Raw genomic sequence first — 16827 nt, 5'->3', positions numbered from 1 at the left:
CGCTTCATCGATCCATCCGCTTCTCTACGAAAGGCTTATTTTGAAAGTACTCGGCAAACTCGCGTTGGCGCTGGTCGCCTCTCTCTTCACGTACGTCGCGCATGCGCAAGGCGCCGACCAGAAGGACGTCGTGTTGCGTGTGTCGTCTTGGGGCGGCAAGTCCACGCAGACGCAGATCAAGTATGCGGGCGACATCTTCACCAACAAGACCGGCGTGAAGGTGCAGTTCATCGACGGGGCGTCGATCGATCACGTCGCCAAGCTGATCGCCGCGAACGGCCGCAACGTGCCCTATGACGTCGTGCTGCTCGATGGCGACGTGCGCGCGCAGGCCATCAAGGCAGGCGTGCTGCAAAAGTTCGATCCCGCGAAGGTGCCGAATACGCGCTTCGCTTTCGACGAAGCGAAGAACGCGCAAGGCTATGGCCCGGACTTCGATTTCGTGTCGGCGATCTTCGTCTACAACGCGGACAAGTTCGCGCAGGCGGGCATTCCCGCGCCGACTTCGTGGAAGGACCTGTGGAACCCGAAGCTCGCGGGACACGTCGCGCTGCCCGATCTCGCGAACGGCGCGGGGCGCGCGTTGCTGATCGAAACTTCGCGACTCAATGGCGGCGACGAAGGCAATCTCGACAAGGCCGTCGCCGAGATTGCGAAGGTCAAGGCGCGTACTTTCTGGCAGACCTCGCAGCAGGCGGAACAGCTCATCAAATCGGGCGATATCTGGCTGACCGTCATCGCCGATGGCCGCGCCTATGCGCTGCAGGACGCCTATAAGCCCGCGCGCGCGGTGCGTCCGAAGGAAGGCTCGATTGCCTTTGCTTCGACGGCGGACATCGTGAAGGGCACGCCGCATCCCGAACTCGCCGCGCAGTTCCTCAACGAGATCCATGGCGCGCTGTATCAGCTGGGCAATGCGACGGACTTCTACTACGGCCCGACCAATCGCCTGCTGACGCCGGTCATCGACGGCGATCCGCAACTGGCCGCCAAGCTCATCTACAAGCCCGAGCAGGCCAAGACGCTCTATCACCCGAACTGGGACAAGTTCTGGGCCGCGCATGAACGTGCGCAGGACCTGTGGAACCGGACCATCGTGTCGGGCCGCTAACAGGACGAGGAGCATGGCGATGAACCAGATCGACCCGGCGCATGTCGACGATGTTCCCGCGCGCCTGCACCGCGCGCTCGACATTGCGACGCCACTGCTGAAGCAACGTGCGGCGCAAGTGGACGAAGCCGCGTCTTATCCGTACGAGCAGATTCGCACGCTGCATGAGGCCGGTTTGCTCACTGCGGGATTGTCGAGCGCACGCGGCGGTGCGGACTTCGGCCGCACGACGAGCTTCGCGCATTACTTCGATACCGTTACCGCGATAGCCCGTGCATGCAGCAACACGGCGCAGTTGTTCACCGTGCAGACGGGCGCGCTGTTCTCGCTCGAACTGCTGGGCGAAGCTACGCTGGTCGATGAAGTGGCGCAGGCGGTGCGCGAGCGAGGCGCGACCTTCTGCTTCACGGCCGCCGAACCGGACGAGCGCTTCACCTATGACAACAAGCGCATCAACATCAAGTCGAGCGCCGAACGTCTCGCCGACGGCCGCTGGCGCGTGAAGGCGGAGAAGGCGTTCGCGACAGGCTCGGTGGGTTGCGGCTTCGCGCTGTTCCAGTGCGCGACAGTGAGCGCGGACCCGAACCGACCGCCCGAGTCCGTGCTGGTGGTGCTGCCACGTGAGCATGAAGCGGTGCGCGTGCTGGATACGTGGGACGGCATCGGTCAGCGTTCGACGGCCAGCGGCAGATTGATTGTCGATGAAACTATCATTGAGGCGCGGCAGATTGTCGGCAATCCGGCCAGCGTGCCGGCGGCGGCCATCTTCGCGCCGTTCTATCAGCTCGGCTTCGCGGCGATTCTCGCGGGCATCGGCGAAGCGGCGCTCGACGACACGCTGCACTTCATCCATCACGTGCAGAAGCCGACCAACGGTTATGCGCGCGCGGCCGAAGAACCGGCGCTCCAGGCGCATGTCGCGGACGTGCGCATCGCGCTCTCGGCGAGCCGGGCGCTGATTGCCGAGGCGGCGCGCAAGATGGACGCCTTCACGCGCGGCGAAGCGGATATCGCCGATGTCTTCGTTGCCGTCTATCAGGCCAAGGTGCATGCGAGCGGCAGTTCGATCGAAGCGGGATCGCGCCTGTTCCAGATCGGCGGCGCGCGCTCGGCCACTCGCAGCGTGGCGGCGGACCGGCACTGGCGCAATGCGCGCACGCTCTCGCTGCACGATTCCGTCGACAAGCAGAAGGGCATCGTCGCGCGGCATGTGCTGGGCGTCGAGCGCCCCAACGTGTCCACGCGCTGACCAGGAGGCGAACCGTGCTGCTGGCTTTCTTTCTCTCGCATTCGGCGTCGCCGCATACGGTCGGGCAATGGCGGCTGCCGCGTTCGTTCCAGGGCTATCGTTATGATCGCGCGCCGTATTGGGAGCATGTCGCGCGCACGGCGGAACGCGGCGGCATCGACACGATCTTCCTGTCCGATTCCTACTCCATCTACGAGACCTATCGCGGCGACAGCGACGACACGCTGCGCTGGGCCGTGCAGTGTCCGCGTCACGATCCGTTGCCGCTGATTTCCATCATGGCGCGCGTGACGCAGCATGTCGGCCTCATCACGACCTTGAGCACCGCGTTCCTGCCGCCGTACTGGGTCGCGCGCCAGTTCGCGACGCTCGATCATCTGACCGAAGGTCGCGTTGGCTGGAATCTCGTCACGACAGCTGGCGAGCCGGAGGCGCGCCAGTTCGGCCAGGCGCTCGATGAACACGACACGCGTTATCGCCGTGCCGATGAATATCTGCGCCTGTGCCAGACCTTGTGGGACAGCTGGGAGCCGAATGCAATCGTCGCGGATCGTGCGTCGGGCGTGTTCGCGGACCCGTCGAAGGTCGCGAAGATCGACTTCGACGGAGAGTTCTTTTCGAGCCACGGACGCTTCACCGTGCCGCGCTCGCCGCAGGGCAGGCCGCTGATCGCGCAGGCGGGATCGTCGAGTGCGGGTGCGGCCTTCGCGGGCCGTCACGCGGATCTCGTGTTCGGCTTGCGGCATTCGGCGCGCGGCATGCGCGAATTCGTCGACAAGGTGAAGGGCGCAGCCACGCAAGCCGGACGCCACGCCGATGACGTGCGCATCCTGTGGGGCATCGTGCCGATCGTCGGGCAGACGCGCGAAGAAGCGTTGCAGAAGCAGCAGGCGATTCGCAGCAACGTGACGGTGGAAGCAGGCCTGACGATGCTTTCGGCCTTTCTCAACACGGACCTTTCACGCTTCGATGCGAATGCGCCGTTTCCGGATATCGGCGGGACGAGCGGCATACGCGGACATCTTGCGACCATCACCGAGGACTTCGCGCCGGAAACGCCGCTTGGCGAGATCGCGCGGCATTTCGCGGCGGGTCAGGGGCCGCATGTGGTCGGCACGGCGGCTGAGGTGGCGGATCAGCTGGAGAAGCTGCTGGACGAAGGCGGCGGCGATGGTTTCATCTGCATCACGCATGCGCTGCCGGCCTGCATGGACGAGTTCGTCGATCTCGTGGTGCCCGAGTTGAAGCGGCGCGGTCTGCGTCCGGAGGCCTACGAACACGCGACTTTGCGTGAACGCGTGCGCGCGGGATGATGTGGTTGTTGTTGCAATTACGCCGGCACTGCGCCGGCGTAATTGCATGGATCAGAAGTATGAGAGGTTGGGCAGCGGTGTGTCGTGCGTCGCCTGCCGGCCTATCGCGAGCGCCTTGTAGATCAGCGGATTGTGCGCGGTCACCGTGCGCAATGCGCGCCAGTGCCGGTCGAGCCGCTTGCCAATGCGCGTGCTCGATGCACCACCCACTTCGAATAGTTCCCCGGCGGCACGGATGGCCAGATCATCGATGACGACCTTGGACTTCGCCGTGCTCGCGGCTGCTTGCTCGAAGGCATGCGACGAGACATCGCCGGACGCTGCGCTAGAGAAGCCGCGTTCCAGCCATTGCGTCGCTTCCAGTACGCCGACGCGCGCCAGATGCGCGACGCTTTCGAGCCGTCCGATCACGCTCAGCAACAAGGGATCGTCGCCCGGCACTTCCGCGACCGCGTGATAGAAGTTGCGTTCGCGCGACTTGAGCAGCAGCGCGGCATCCTTGACCACGCGTTGCAGCACGCCCGCCACCACCGCCGAGAGATACAACTGCGCGAACGTCGCCACATAAGGAAGCTTCGTCACGTTCTCGTTGTCGATGATCTCGTCGGGCGTCACGCGCACGTCGGTGTAGGTGGTCGTTCCGCTCGCCGTGAACTGCTGGCCGAAGCCGTCCCAGTCATCCGCGATATGGACGCCTGCGCGTGTCGCCGGCACGACGACCTTGACCGGCTTGCCTTGCGCATTGACTGCATAGACATGGATATGGTCCGCGTACAGATTGCCGGTGCTGTAGAACTTTTGGCCGTTGAGGCGCAGGCCGTCTGCGCCTTGCGTCACGGCGGTTTCGTAGTCGAAGTTGCCGACGTTGCGCTTGCCCAGTTCCGTCGCCGATGAGCCGAACGTCTCGCCGCGAGCGACACGATCGATGAAGGTCTCATAGACCGGCACGCGTGCGCGATCGATCAACAGGCCTTCGACGAAGTTCAGCGGGTTGCGGAACGCATGCGCGACGTTCGGATCGGCGGCAGCCAGATCGATGACGAAGTCGAACAACTGTACGAGCGTGATGCCCGCGCCGCCACGGTCGCGCGGCAAGCGCAAGGCGCCCAGGCGCGCGTCTTTCAGGCGCTGCATCGTCGCCTTGAAGGCGGCGGTGTCGCGGTGCGGAGTGGCTTCCTGTTCGGCAACCCACGGCAGCAATGCGCGCAGGTCGCTCAGTTCGAGTTGGGCTGTAGTCACGGTTTCAAATGAGGTAAAGGAGCTTCAGGCGGTTTCAGCGGCCACGCCGAGCGCGGCCAGCAGACGTTCGCGCAAGGCGGCGAAGGCGGGATCAGTCGGACGTCGGGGACGCGGCAGATCGATCTCGATGTCGCTGCCAATGCGGCCATGCTCCAGCATCACCACACGGTCCGCGAGCAGCAGCGCTTCATCGACGTCATGCGTGACGAGCAGCACCGTCGCGTCGTGCGCCTTCGATACCTGCGCAATGAGCCGCTGCATCTGGATGCGGGTAAGCGCGTCGAGTGCGGCGAAGGGTTCGTCGAGCAGCCAGACTTTCGGATCGCGGACCAGCGCACGCGCGAGCGCGACGCGTTGCGCCTCGCCGCCCGACAGGGTCAGCGGCCACGCATCCAGCCGGTGCGCCACGCCGACTTCCTTCAGCGCCGCGGCAATCACGGCGCGTGCATCGGGTTTGCGCAGACCCAGCGCGAGATTCTGTTCGACCGTCTTCCACGGCACCAGACGCGGTTCCTGGAACACGACGGCGCGCTTGTCGGGCACCTGGACAGTGCCGGCGGGTGCGCTGTCGAGCCGGGCCAGCATGCGCAGCAAGGTGGACTTGCCGGAACCGGAGCGGCCCAGCAAGGCGACGAAGGCGCCGCGTTCGATGTCGAGATCCAGGCGGTCGAGCACGGTGTGTTCGCCGAAGCGGCGCGTCAATTGACGCACGCGGATCAGAGGTTCGGTTGGAGTGCAGGTCGCCATGACTCAGTCCTTGATGACTGCGGGCCGCCATGCCAGCAGGCGCCGTTCGGCGGCGCGCACGAGGGCGTCGGTGAAGAGACCGAGCAGCGCGTAGATCAGCAGGCACGCCATGATGATGTCGGTGCGCATGAAGTTCTGCGCGTTGATCGCGAGATAGCCGATGCCGCTCGACGCATTGATCTGCTCGCCCACCACCAGCGAGAGCCACGCGATGCTGAGCGAATAGCGCAGGCCGACGAGAAACGAAGGCAGCGCGCCCGGCAACACGATATGGACAATCTGTTCGGTGCGCGTGAGGCCGAGCGTGCCGGCCATTTCGATGATCTTCGCATCGGCGCCGCGAATGCCCGAGAACAGATTGAGATACACGGGGATCATGCAGCCGAGCGCGACGAGCGCAATCTTGGGCGTCTCGCCGATGCCGAACCACAGGATGAACAGCGGCACGAGCGCAAGGTGCGGCAGGGTGCGGGCCATTTGCAGGAGCGCATCGACGGCGTCTTCGCCGCGTCGCGAGAGCCCGGCCAGCAGCGCGAGCCCCACGCCGAGCGAGAGTCCGATGGCGAGTCCAGTGCCCGCGCGCGCCAGCGACGCGAGCAGATGCATGCCCAGCTCGCCGCTGGCTCCGAGTTGCCATAGCGTGGCGGCGATCTGCGAAGGCGACGAGAAGCGCCGCTCGCTGACGAAGCCGGTCGTGGCGGCAAGCTCCCATGCCAGAACCAGTACGGTGGGGACCGCGAAGCGCTGCCAGCGAACCCGTGGCCTGAGCCGTGCGAGCGGCGCGCGTGGCGCATCGACGGCGATCGTTGGATGAGACATGACGAATCTCCGTGAAGGTTCAGGCGGTGGTGGCGAGCTGTCCGTCGAAGGCCGCGCTGATATTGCCGATCGACTGCTTGATCATCCCGTAGCGATAGAAGCCGTCAGCCGACTGTTGCAGCGCGCGGCGTACGTCTGCGTTGAGCGGCGCGGGCGTCGGCTTGAAGTCGGCGAGCAGGGAGCGCGCGGTGGCGGGATCGAGCTTCGTGTCCTTGACGAGCGCGGCCGCTGCCGCATCGACGTTGGCGAGCGCCCAGCGTTGCGCACGTTCGCTGCGGGCGAGGAAGTCGCGGATCGCATCGCGCTTGTCGCGCGCCGCTTTCTCGTGAACCAGCAGGAAGTTGTTGCCGCTGAAGAGGTTCGGTACATCGCTCAGATTGGCGATCGGATACGCGCCGTTCTGCTGGATGGCGAGCGTGGAGTAGGGCGCCCACGTGAGCCATGCATCGACGGCGCCGGATGCGAACGCCGGCTTCGCTGCGGTGGGATCGAGGAATACGATATTCACGTCGCTGCGCTTGAGGCCCGCTTTGTCCAGCAGGCCGTAAGTCATCAGTTCGGGGCCGCCGCCTGCGTTCACCGCGAGCTTCCTGCCCTTCAGGTCAGCCACGCGCTTGATGCCTGAATCGCGTTGCGCGAGCAGCGGAATGAAGCTCGGCGCGAACGTGATGGCGCTGACCGCGCGAGCCGGGCAGCCGGCGGCGTAGGCGAAGAGAAACACGACATCGCCGGTCTGGCCGACATCGAGCGCGTCGGCATTGAAGGCTTGCAGTTCCTGCTGGCCCGCGGGGAACTTGCTCCATTCGATTTCATACGGCAGGTTTTTGGCCTCGCCGGAGGCTTCGAGAAACGCCTTCCAGCCGATGGAGTTCATGTCGCCCACGCGCAGCACCGTCGCGGCGCGCGCCGGGCCGCCGATCATGAAGCCCGCCGCGGCGGCGAGGCCGCCCGCCATGAGCTTGCGACGGTTGCGTGATGCAGGTCGATCGGGTCTGAATGTCATGCTGTCGTCGCTCAATGTTCATAGCCAGGGTTGTGTCGATCGACGAGCCGCTTGAGAGCCTCGAAATGTTCGACGTGATAGGGACGTCCGGACCACGCCGCGCCTTCGCGCGCGTGCTCGGTGTATTGACGATGCACCCGGTCCTGCTGCTCCTGCGACAGCAGCCGCAGCGGCTTGCCGGTGGAATACGCGAGGATCTGGAAGCGCGCCGCGCGTTCGAGCAGATACAGCCGGTCATAGGCTTGCGAGACGCTGCGACCGGTGACGATCACGCCGTGATTCGCGAGGAACAGAATGCTCCTGTCGCCCAGCCGCCGTGCGAGACGCCGGCCTTCGCCGATGTCGTAGGCGAGGCCGTTGTATTCGTCGTCATAGGCGATATGGCGCAGCAACAGCAACTCCGCCTGACCGATGGGCAGCAGACGCTGATCGGCCAGACGCGTGAGCGCGGTCGTGTAGGGCATGTGGGTGTGCAGCACGGCGGCGTGGCGTACGGGATCGGCCTGATGAATCGGCAGATGAATGCACAACGCGGACTGCTCGACCACGCCTTCGCCCGCGATGCGCTGCGCATCGTAGTCGAGCGTCAGGAAGTCGCTTGCCTTGATCTCGGACCAGTGACGTCCGAAGGGCGCGACCAGAAAGCGTCCGCGCGGATCGGGCAGCGACAGCGAGAAATGATTGGCAATGCCTTCGTGCAAGTCCTGCATCACCGCGATGCGATGCGCCGCGGCCAGATCGATGCGGCCAGTGCGTTCGACCTCGGCAAGGTCTGCTTCAGCCATGCGTGTGAACTCCCTGCAGTGACGGATCGTGCAGCCGCAGGCGCGGTGAAAGTGGCGCGCGGCACTGGCACGACCATAAGTCAGCCGAAGCAGCGTTCAAACGAATGGATTGTTCGATCTATATCAGGGCGTGCGCGTCGAGCTTATGACGCGAGGATCGAAGAGGCAGGCGAGGGGAGAGGCGCGGGCGTGACGCGATCGTCATACCCGCGCTGTGCTGCCTTACTGGTTTTCAGCGCGCGTCGGTTGGGCCGACGCGTGGATCGCCTTGCGTTCCTTCGCGACCTGCTCCACCGACACCGCCGGTGCATGATTGCCCCAGCTCGTGCGCACGAAGGTCAGCACGTCGGCGATATCGCGATCGGTGAGACGTTCGGCGAATCCGGGCATCGCGTAATGCGTCGGGGCTGCCTTGGTCCACGGCATGGCGCCGCCCTGAAGCACGATATGAATCAGCGAAGCGGGATCGTCGGAGTTGACGACGGTCGAGAGCGCGAGCGTCGGGAACGTCGCGTCATAACCGCTGCCGCTCGTGCGATGGCACGCCGCGCAGTTGTCGACGAAGGTCATTGCGCCATTGCCGCGATCCGTGCCCGCACGCAACGCATGCGCTGCATCGGCGTTCGCGGTCAGCGGCTGCGACGAGGCATCCACGGGCGCGAGCGTCTTCAGGTACGCGGCGATCGCGCCGAGATCGGCATCGCTCATGTGCTGCGTGCTGTTCTCGACCACTTCAGCCATGCCGCCGAACGCCGCCGTATGCGCGGTGCGTCCGCTCTTCAGGAACGCGACGATATCTGCATCGCTCCAGCTTCCGAGACCGTCCTTTTTGTCGCCGCGCAGGTTCTTCGCGAGATAGCCGTCGATCACGCCGCCCGACAGGAAGGTGTGGCCGTCATCGGTGAGCGCCTTCTCCTGCAGGCCGACGCCGCGCGGCGTATGGCATGCGCTGCAATGCGCGAGACCTTCGACGAGATAGCGTCCGCGCGCCACCGTATCGGCGGGCAACGGCGTATCGTCGGCGATTGCGTCCGGCGCGAAGGCCATGCGCCAGAAGCGCAGCGGCCAGCGCATCGACAGCGGCCAGACGATGTCCTCTGCGCGGTTCGCCTGATTCACCGGCTGCACGCCTTGCATGAAGTACGCGTAGAGCGCCTTCACGTCCGACGGCTTGACCTTCGCGTAGGAGACATAGGGCATCGCCGGATAGAGCGACGAACCGTTCTTCGCGACGCCATGACGCACGGCGTTGTCGAAGTCCTCGACCGAATAGTCACCGATGCCGGTTTGCTTGTCGGGCGTGATGTTGGTCGAGTAGATGCGGCCGATCGGCGAATCGATGCCGAGCCCGCCCGCGAACGGCTTTCCGCCCTTGGCCGTGTGACAGGCCACGCAGTCTGCTGCCGCCGCGAGATAGCGGCCTTTCTCGATCAGTGCGCGGTCGGCGTCGCTCGCTGCTTGCGCCTGCGGCTGCGCGACCTTCGTTTCGACGCGCGGCGCGGAAGCCGGTTGCTGCGCGAACGCGAGCGCGGCCCACGCGGCGCCCGCGACGATTGCCGACGACACTGCGGTCATCGTGAGTTGTTTCTTCGTCATCGCCGTGTCCTCAAGCCTGAACCAGCGGAGCGCCAGGGTTCTTCAGGTATTGCTCGCGGATCGCCTTCGCCGAGTGATAGGCGAGTGCGGCCACGATGCCCGTCGGGTTGTAGCCCATGTTCTGCGGGAACGCGGAGGCGCCCATCACGAACACGTTCGGCACGTCCCAGCTTTGCAGGTACTTGTTGACGACGCTCGTTTCCGGCGACGACCCCATCACCGCGCCGCCCGTCGTGTGCGTGGACTGATAGACGCGGGTGTCGTAGTGCTGTCCCTTCTTGCGGATCGCGCGGAAGTACTTCTCCGGATTCATCGCCTTCGCCACGTCTTCCATGCGCGTGCCGATGTAGTCGAGCATCGCGTATTCGTTGTCGTGCCAGTCGAAGGTCATGCGCAGCAGCGGCTGGCCGTACTTGTCGCGGTAGGTCGGATCGAGATCGAGACAGGCATCGCGATACGGCATCACCGAGCCCGAGATGCCGATGGTCATGTGGCGCTGATAGGCATCGGTGACGCCCGCTTTCCAGCCGCTGCCCCAGCTCGGCGTGCCCGGAATGGTGGGCGTCTGCTTGATCGGACGTCCGCCGTAACGGATATGCCGCACACTCGCGCCGCCGACGAAGCCGAGCGGGCCGTGATCGAACTGATCGCCGTTCAGGTCGTCCATGCCGACGCCGCCCGCGCCCGTGCCGATGAACGGATTGAGCTGCGTGCCCTTGGGCAGCATCACGTTGATGGCGCCATTCATCTGATACGCGTAGTTGCGGCCGACGGTGCCCGTGCCGGTGCGCGGATCGTACGGCTTGCCGATGCCCGACAACAGCAGCAGACGCACGTTGTGCATCTGGAACGCCGCGATGATGACGAGGTCGGCGGGCTGTTCGACTTCACGGCCTTGCGCGTCGATGTACTGCACGCCCGTCGCGGTCTTGCCGTCCGCGGCGAGCAGCACCTTGGTGACATGCGAGCGCGTGCGCAGTTCGAAGTTCGGCTTCTTGAGCAGCACCGGCAGGATGGTGGTCTGCGGCGAGGCCTTCGAATACATGTAGCAGCCGAAGTCTTCGCAGAAGCCGCAGAAGTTGCACGGCCCGAGGCGCACGCCATAGGGGTTCGTGTACGGCTGCGAGGTGTTCGCGGCGGGCGCCGGGTACGGATGGAAGCCCACTTCGCGCGCGGCCTTTTCGAACAACTGCGCGCCGAGGCTGTTCTTCAGCGGCGGCGTGGGGAATTCGGAGGTGCGCTTGCCTTCGAGGGCATTGCCGCCGGCCTGGATCTGGCCATTGAGATTGCCTGCCTTGCCGGACGTGCCGAAGACCTTCTCGGCGAAGTCGAAGAACGGTTCCATCTCGTCGTAGGTCACGCCGAAGTCCTGCACCTGCATGCCTTCAGGAATGAACTTCTTGCCGTAGCGCTCTTCATAGCGCGTGCGCAGTTGCAGTTCTTCCGGAAGCATGCGGTAGTGCATGCCGTTCCAGTGGAAGCCTGCGCCGCCGACGCCATTGCCCAGCAGGAACGAACCGTTCTGACGATACGGCGTGGCGAGATCGTCGACGCCATGACGGATCGTCACGGTTTCGCCCGAGAGGTCCTGGAACAGTTCGCCGCGCACGGCGTACTTGAGCTCGTCGATGACCTTCGGATAGTTGGCGTCCGTCGGCGTATCGCGCATTGCACCGCGTTCGAGTGCGACGACGTTGAGACCTTCATCGGTCAGTTCCTGGCCGAGAATTGCGCCGGTCCAGCCGAACCCGACGATCACGCAATCGACCTTGTCTTTCTTGATTGCCACCTGCTTACCCCCGCCTGCCGTCGATCGATACCGGGCCGTACGGATACTTCACGCCCGGCTGATCGATCCAGTCCATGAAATCCGCCCGGGCACCCGGGAAGCCGATCATCTTCCAGCCCACCATGTCCTTGTTGCCGCCGTAGATCGGATCGGCCAGGAAGCCTTCCTTGGTGTTGCCGAGGAGGTAGGAGAAGAAGGTGCGCGCGGGCACGACGTCGAATTCGATCTTCGCGTGCTCCATCTCGCCGAGGACCGTTTCCTGGGTCTTGTGATCGAGTTGCGCGAAGGTCTTGCCGCCGTACTGCTTGATGCAGTGGTCATCGCAGGACTTGATGCCGTGGCGGTAGAGGTCGCGCGGCGCGAGGTTCATCTGGTAGCCCATCTCGGGCGGCTGATCCGGATGGAACGGGCCCTGCATATACCACAGCTTGCCGTGGCCATAGGGCGTTTCCATCTGCCGGTCGATGTACTCGTGCACATTGGCTGCGAGCGCGCCGGGCCCGTGATCGTCAGCGGGGATCAGGCGATCGATGGCGGCCTGGATGAAGGCCCATTCGGCATCGGTGAAATAGGTGGGGGCGTAGGCCTTGGCGCTCGCGGCGGGCGTGGCGGGCGGCGTGGTGTTGCTGCTGCAGGCGCTCTGCGTGAGCGCCGCGCCCGGGACCACGGTGGCCGCGGGCACGATGGCCAGCACCTGCCGCAGAAAGCGACGGCGCGGCTCTTTGTCGTTCGACATGCTCTATCTCGTCTTGGTCGTCTGTGGGGGATGCGTGTGGGGTCAGCCGCTTCTTTGGCGGAAGCGACTCCACGTCAGGGCGGAGCGGGGACGCGCCCGGTTTCGCGAAGTGTCGTGGACGACTGTTTTGGCTTCGCGGTTTGGCGGGCGGACTGGAATGTGTGTAGCAGGAGCGAACGGTTCTTTGATGCCTTGTTGCCTTGTTGCCTTGTTGCTTTCCCCGATCCGGCGTTCGCTTCTTTGGCGCGAAGTTTAGACAGGTCGGATGAATAAATAAACTATATGATGCTATCTTGTGGAAGATAGATTTTGTTTTTTTCATGGCGCATCCGTCGCAGAGGGCGGCAGATGCGGGTTTGAAGCCTGGGTTCACTGCAGACGCGGGTCCTGTGACTGAGGAGCAGGTTGGCCCGGCCACGTCACCGGAATGTTCCGCTCCTTCAGAAGCTCAACAACGCCCGGCCAGGACTTCGGAATGGATGGCGGTAGGGGGCCGGGGTTGCCGTTCGGCGGAAGAGTGATCGTGGCTACCGGCCCAACGCTGGTGCGCGATGCGGGCAGCAAGATCGCGGAGATTGTGGGTTCGGTGCAGCGCGTGACGGGCGTGGTGAGCGAGATATCGTCGGCATCAGAAGAGCAACGGACTGGCATCGAACAAGCCAATATGGCCGTCATGCAGATGGACGAAGTCACGCAGCAGAACGCGGCGCTCGTCGAACAGGCGTCGGCCCAGGCGCTGGCTGAACAGGCGGGGGCCTTGCGCGATGCAGTCGCGGTCTTCAGGCTGCACCGTGATTCTGTCTCGGCTGCGTAAGCGGCAGGCGATTTCCGACGTTCACGAGCGGCCGACAGGAAACTTGCAGGCATCGACCGTGTATGGCAGGCGTCAGTTAGCGCGAAGTCCACGGTCGAGCTTCCGGAACGTGGTCGCATCCGCGTGCCTGTTTCGCGAAAGCGTGATGAATGGGGATCTCGCGGCCGCCGATACGAATGAGGGCTTTCGACCCACAAGCGACCTTCGTTCGTCCGCGTCGTATGTCCGCTTAGGAACCCATCGCCGCCACCAGGTACAGACTGATCTTGAGCGTTAGAGACTTGCGAGACCGCAAGAGGTGGTCAGGCAATGTCCCCTTCGATGATCACCAGCTCGCGCTGCGACGCGCGCACTGCGAATTGCTTGGCATCCTGATAAGCGCTGCCTTCGTAGCAGGCTTTTGCCGCTTCCAGCGACGGAAACTCGACCACCACGACGCGACTCGTTCCATTCGACTCTTTTAGCGTGCTTGCTGTATCCAACGCCTTCACCGTCGCTTGATACTTTTTGGCGATCGGTTTCCACAACGCGCCATATTGCTTCTGGGCGTCCTCGTCGGTGACGTCACCGACGAATATAATCCAGTAACCCTTCATGTAACCTCCAAAAAAAAGTCCGAACTCTATCGTCACGCGTCCTGCTGCTTACCGTTCGCCCCGGGCGATGAGAGATAACTCTCGGCAGCTGTCTCGAATGTCTGCCCTGCGCGGGTGTTCCATTGCACGCTCGAGCGCGCCTTGACCCCGGGTTTGAGCCGCTGCGTATCGTCATAGTCGCGCCATGGATGAAAAAATAGCGGTTCGTCCCGATCGAGGTTCTGCAGACGCAGCGCGTATTCGTCGAGATAGCTCGCCCGCGTTGAAGCAGACACTCTGGCGGGCATCCATGCGATGAAGGGCGGCAGGACCGTAAAGCCGGTGTACGCAAGAATGCCGTTGTGGATAGGCCAAAGCACGTGCAGCATGTCCCCGTCTATTCCGTTTGGCTCGTATAACGTGCTCGCAGTACCGGTCGTAATGGAGAGCATCGCACGCTTGCCCTTGAAATGCCCCGATCCGTACTTTCGTCCGGCCGAATACGCGAAGCCGCGGCTGAATACGCGATCGACCCATCCCTTGAGAATGGCGGGCATTGAGAACCACCACAACGGAAACTGGAAAACCATCAAATCTGCCCATTCCACTTTCACCTGTTCGGTGCGAACGGTTTCGCAAAGCGAACATGCAGCGAAAGCATGCTCCTGCTCGCGCGGCAGGTCGAGATAGCCGGCATCGGCGCGTCCGCCGGCGAAGTCACTTTCGCCGAGCGCTGGCGACCACCGCATGGCATACAGATCGCTGAATTGCACTTCATGACCGGCTGACGCCAGTGTGTGCGCCGCCGCGTCCTTGAGTGCTCCGTTGAACGAGCGTGGTTCCGGGTGAGCATAGACAATCAGGACATTCATCGGTGATCCGTTCTAGTTGAGGAGTGTTGGCCACGACGCCAGGAGCGCGGCAGCCAGGGTTCGATCCGCGTGTCGCCGTTCACCACGATCAAACCTGCGCAGACCAGCACCGCGCCCAGCGCAAATGCGGCGCTCGGTCTCTCGTTTAGCAGGATCACGCCCCACAGCACCCCGAACAGAGGGGTCATGAACGACAGCACACTGAGGCGCGAAGCCAGATATCGGCGCAACATCGCGAACCAGATCAGGAAACTGCCGAAGCAGACAAATACGGTCTGGAATGCGAGACTCGACCAGAGCACGAGCGACGCATGGAAGCGTGTCTGCCCGAGCACTATGGCCGCAGGCAGCAGAATCACGAACGCGCCGGACAACTGGTAGAACAGCGTCTGCGTGGCAGGGGCTTCGCTCATGCGACTTGTTCGTACCGCGATGGTCGTCATGCCCCAAGTCACGCCACCACAGAGGCCAAGCAGATCGCCCAGCATCCACAATGCGACCCGCCCATGCTCCGGTTCAAGCATTGCGGGCACGAGAAAGGCCAGCGCGATTCCAACGAAAGCCAGGCTCATTCCGCTCCACTGCAGCCGACTCAAGCGTTCATCGGGCAATCGCAGGTGCAAACCAAGCGCCGCAAAAAGAGGCGCCGTATACAGAAACACGACCATGTGTGAGGCGCTGGTCCAGTTCAAGCCTTGCGCTACAAGCAGGAACTCGAGTGCGAAGAGGGAGCCGACCGAAACTGCCGGTGTCAGGAGCCCGCCCTTGAGCCAGCGATCTCGCGCGACGATTCGCGCATACAGAAGAACCATCGCGGCGGCGACGCCGGAACGCAATGCAAGCTGGAAAACAGGTGCCGCGTCGGCTGCCGACGCCTTGAGCGCCACCTGCTGGAGACTCCATGTCATGCACAGTCCGACCATGACTAGAGCTGCCCGACTATCCACCGCCTTCCTCATCTGCAGTATCCGGAACCAAACAGTTCACAGTATTGACTGAAACATTTGGCACGATATAGTGTAAAACTGACAAACGATCCATCGAGGACGTCAGTTCATGCAACGCGGCATCCAGGTTCCAACAGCACATGTTCGACAACCGCCTTTTACTGACCAGCTGCCGGCCCCGGTCTTTTTTCGCACGGAACGCATGCCAGCGCATGCTACGTATCCGGTGCTGCGTCACGCATGGGGCGAGTTCGTCTATTCGTACAGCGGTGTTACAGAGGTTAAGGCCGGCAATGCTCACTTCATCGCGCCACCGCACCTCGGGCTATGGATCGCTCCCGAGGTAGAACACACGGGATTCAATCATCACGAGGCCGTGCATTGCTCGGTTTATATACGCCGTGATCTGTGTCACGGCATGCCCGATGTTTCATGCGCGGTGATGGTTACGCCGCTCGTCCGCTCAATACTCGAACACCTACGCGACCTGCCCGATGGAACTAGCAACGAGCCAGGCCGCGCGCGGCTCCTGCGCGTGCTGGTCGATCAGCTTTCGGTTTGCAGGGCAACCGGCAGCTTTGTGCCACACAGCGTCAACCCGGAACTCAACACGATTTTGCAACTGCTGCGCGATGATCCCGCTGATAACCGCACCATCATCGAACTTGCGGCCATGGTCAATTTGACTGAACGTACGCTGATGCGCCGATGCCAAACCGAACTTGGCATGTCGTTGACTGAGTGGCGACAGAGGCTGCGCTTTGTTGCGGCGTTGCCTATGCTCAGGGATGGCCGCAGCGTCGAATCGGTCGCATTTGATCTGGGTTATGCCTCATCGTCGGCATTTATCGCGATGTTTCGGCGCTTAACGGGATCGAGCCCGAAGCGCTTTGTTGCATGAGTGAGTATCGGCGCGTCTTTGAAAGGCTTGAATGCAATCGTGACATTCAGGATCGCTTCTGTGCCTGCAACCGGACGCTTCGTTGAATTTCACGAGCGGCAGCTCCTGGCCGACTTCTTCGTTACGTGCGCAGCGAGGGAATTCCGCGCGGCGTTCAAGACCAATCTTTGCGTATCCAACGAACCGAAGAGATGCGTGGCGCTACGGGGACTCACCGACAGTGCAGTTTTATTGTATTGAGTCATCGCCAGCAAACACTCTTGGCCTACGCAACGCCCATTTCCTGCTCATCATGGGTGACGGACCGTTCCTAACGGACCAATCATATCGA

At 63.3% G+C, this 16827-nt stretch carries 15 protein-coding genes and 1 pseudogene; 5 read left to right on the top strand and 11 right to left on the bottom strand.

The window, feature by feature from the left end; translation table 11 throughout:
• The first annotated feature begins 40 nt into the window (after positions 1–40).
• From QCE69_RS20735 to QCE69_RS20725, 3 genes are read left to right on the top strand one after another with little or no spacing between them, the layout of a single operon-like run.
• Complete coding sequence (locus tag QCE69_RS20735) at positions 41–1111, top strand: ABC transporter substrate-binding protein (RefSeq protein ID WP_309932674.1); 1071 nt, start codon at positions 41–43, stop codon at positions 1109–1111.
• 19 nt (positions 1112–1130) lie between these two features.
• The gene (locus QCE69_RS20730; RefSeq protein WP_309932673.1) at positions 1131–2360 is read left to right on the top strand and encodes an acyl-CoA dehydrogenase family protein; all 1230 of its coding nucleotides are present in this window, start codon (positions 1131–1133) and stop codon (positions 2358–2360) included.
• Between the two features lie 14 nt (positions 2361–2374).
• Entirely contained in the window at positions 2375–3673 is a 1299-nt protein-coding gene (locus QCE69_RS20725; protein ID WP_309932671.1) for an NtaA/DmoA family FMN-dependent monooxygenase, read from the top strand.
• 51 nt (positions 3674–3724) lie between these two features.
• Here the strand turns inward: QCE69_RS20725 and QCE69_RS20720 are convergent, their stop codons facing one another.
• The 8 genes from QCE69_RS20720 to QCE69_RS20685 form a co-directional block, all read right to left on the bottom strand.
• Positions 3725–4912 (bottom strand): acyl-CoA dehydrogenase, encoded by a 1188-nt coding sequence (locus tag QCE69_RS20720; protein WP_309932670.1) that lies wholly within the window; start codon positions 4910–4912, stop codon positions 3725–3727.
• A gap of 24 nt (positions 4913–4936) precedes the next feature.
• Positions 4937–5659, bottom strand: coding sequence for an ABC transporter ATP-binding protein (locus QCE69_RS20715; RefSeq protein WP_309932669.1), 723 nt, complete (start codon positions 5657–5659; stop codon positions 4937–4939).
• A 3-nt stretch (positions 5660–5662) separates the two neighbouring features.
• Positions 5663–6478, bottom strand: a complete 816-nt coding sequence (locus tag QCE69_RS20710; RefSeq protein ID WP_309922517.1) for an ABC transporter permease subunit — start codon at positions 6476–6478, stop codon at positions 5663–5665.
• A gap of 19 nt (positions 6479–6497) precedes the next feature.
• On the bottom strand, positions 6498–7481 hold the full coding sequence (locus QCE69_RS20705) for an aliphatic sulfonate ABC transporter substrate-binding protein (RefSeq protein ID WP_309922514.1): 984 nt from the start codon (positions 7479–7481) through the stop codon (positions 6498–6500).
• Between the two features lie 11 nt (positions 7482–7492).
• Positions 7493–8266, bottom strand: a complete 774-nt coding sequence (locus QCE69_RS20700; protein ID WP_309922511.1) for a class II aldolase/adducin family protein — start codon at positions 8264–8266, stop codon at positions 7493–7495.
• Positions 8267–8488: 222 nt separating this feature from the next.
• Entirely contained in the window at positions 8489–9862 is a 1374-nt protein-coding gene (locus QCE69_RS20695; RefSeq protein WP_309932667.1) for a cytochrome c, read from the bottom strand.
• 10 nt (positions 9863–9872) lie between these two features.
• Positions 9873–11651 carry a GMC family oxidoreductase gene (locus QCE69_RS20690; protein ID WP_309932665.1) on the bottom strand — a complete coding sequence of 593 codons (1779 nt, stop codon included), beginning with the start codon at positions 11649–11651 and terminating at the stop codon, positions 9873–9875.
• 4 nt (positions 11652–11655) lie between these two features.
• A complete protein-coding gene (locus QCE69_RS20685; protein WP_309922503.1) occupies positions 11656–12387 on the bottom strand; it encodes a gluconate 2-dehydrogenase subunit 3 family protein in 732 nt (243 codons plus the stop codon).
• A gap of 523 nt (positions 12388–12910) precedes the next feature.
• On the opposite strand from QCE69_RS20685, the pseudogene QCE69_RS20680 reads away from it, so the two are divergent.
• Positions 12911–13201: pseudogene (locus QCE69_RS20680) on the top strand (methyl-accepting chemotaxis protein); the annotation flags it as partial.
• A gap of 302 nt (positions 13202–13503) precedes the next feature.
• Here the strand turns inward: QCE69_RS20680 and QCE69_RS20675 are convergent.
• From QCE69_RS20675 to QCE69_RS20665, 3 genes are read right to left on the bottom strand one after another with little or no spacing between them, the layout of a single operon-like run.
• Positions 13504–13797 carry a DUF1330 domain-containing protein gene (locus tag QCE69_RS20675; RefSeq protein ID WP_309932662.1) on the bottom strand — a complete coding sequence of 98 codons (294 nt, stop codon included), beginning with the start codon at positions 13795–13797 and terminating at the stop codon, positions 13504–13506.
• Positions 13798–13829: 32 nt separating this feature from the next.
• Positions 13830–14648 carry an NAD(P)H-dependent oxidoreductase gene (locus QCE69_RS20670; protein ID WP_309932661.1) on the bottom strand — a complete coding sequence of 273 codons (819 nt, stop codon included), beginning with the start codon at positions 14646–14648 and terminating at the stop codon, positions 13830–13832.
• Positions 14645–15607 (bottom strand): DMT family transporter, encoded by a 963-nt coding sequence (locus QCE69_RS20665; RefSeq protein ID WP_409021216.1) that lies wholly within the window; start codon positions 15605–15607, stop codon positions 14645–14647. The genes QCE69_RS20670 and QCE69_RS20665 overlap by 4 nt, the downstream gene beginning before the upstream one ends.
• Before the next feature lie 97 nt (positions 15608–15704).
• Here QCE69_RS20665 and QCE69_RS20660 point away from each other — a divergent pair, with 97 nt between their 5' ends.
• Positions 15705–16496, top strand: a complete 792-nt coding sequence (locus tag QCE69_RS20660; RefSeq protein ID WP_309932659.1) for a helix-turn-helix transcriptional regulator — start codon at positions 15705–15707, stop codon at positions 16494–16496.
• Positions 16497–16827: the final 331 nt, after the last annotated feature.

It is taken from the genome of Caballeronia sp. LZ032 (assembly GCF_031451315.1).
In the GTDB taxonomy this organism is placed as follows: domain Bacteria; phylum Pseudomonadota; class Gammaproteobacteria; order Burkholderiales; family Burkholderiaceae; genus Caballeronia.
This window is presented reverse-complemented; position numbering and strand designations above follow the sequence as displayed.